This is a genomic window from Catenulispora yoronensis (assembly GCF_039531695.1).
GTDB lineage: Bacteria > Actinomycetota > Actinomycetes > Streptomycetales > Catenulisporaceae > Catenulispora > Catenulispora yoronensis.
This window is the reverse complement of the sequence record NZ_BAAAQN010000221.1, coordinates 1-565: the sequence shown is the minus strand read 5'-3', so window position 1 is coordinate 565 and position 565 is coordinate 1. Positions and strand designations below refer to the sequence as shown.

The following is a 565-nucleotide window of genomic DNA, read 5'->3' as shown; positions in this document are numbered from 1 at the left end:
GAGTATATGTACATGCTCAGAAAACTTCAAGCTCAGTTTCTGTGTCATTCGCTCCTTCTGTGCAACATAAGCGCAGGAAGCGGTGACTGATCTCCTTCAAAATCACTATTCACAGGTTAAAAACCCGAATCCGGTATTCACGCCGCGTGAAGGGAAAAAGACCCTGCCGTTCTGCCGTAAGCTGATGGCGAAAGCCGAAGGCTTCACGTCCCGTTTTGATTTTTCCATCCATGTGGCGTTTTTGCGTTCGCTGGGTAAGCGTCACCGGATGCCACCACTGTTGCGCCGGCGTGCAATTGACGCTCTTCTGCAGGCAATGTGTTTCCACTACGATCCGCTGGCCAATCGCGTGCAGCGCTCGATTACCAATATGGCCATCGAATGTGGACTGGCCACCGAGTCCAGGAGCGGCAACCTGTCGATCACCCGAGCCACCCGGGCGCTGAAGTTCCTGGCCGAGCTGGGGCTGATCACCTATCAGACGGAATATGACCCACAGATCGGCTGTAATATCCCGACCGATATCACCTTCACCCCGGCTCTGTTTTCCGCGCTTGACGTTTCA

The 565-nt window shown here is 54.0% G+C and carries 2 protein-coding genes; both read left to right on the top strand.

Annotated features, from left to right (window positions below; all coding sequences use genetic code 11):
* The first annotated feature begins 12 nt into the window (after window positions 1–12).
* Window positions 13–90, top strand: a complete 78-nt coding sequence (gene tap / locus ABD481_RS47590) for a RepA leader peptide Tap (RefSeq protein ID WP_014386216.1) — start codon at window positions 13–15, stop codon at window positions 88–90.
* Window positions 83–565 (top strand): plasmid replication initiator RepA (gene repA / locus ABD481_RS46950; protein WP_344672374.1); only part of this gene is annotated, 483 nt, incomplete at its 3' end. The genes tap and repA, both read left to right, overlap by 8 nt.

What these genes read in the sequence shown, in the direction of transcription:
- tap (WP_014386216.1), top strand. Translation starts at nt 13, where the DNA reads ATGCTCAGAAAACTTCAAGCTCAGTTTCTGTGTCATTCGCTCCTTCTG.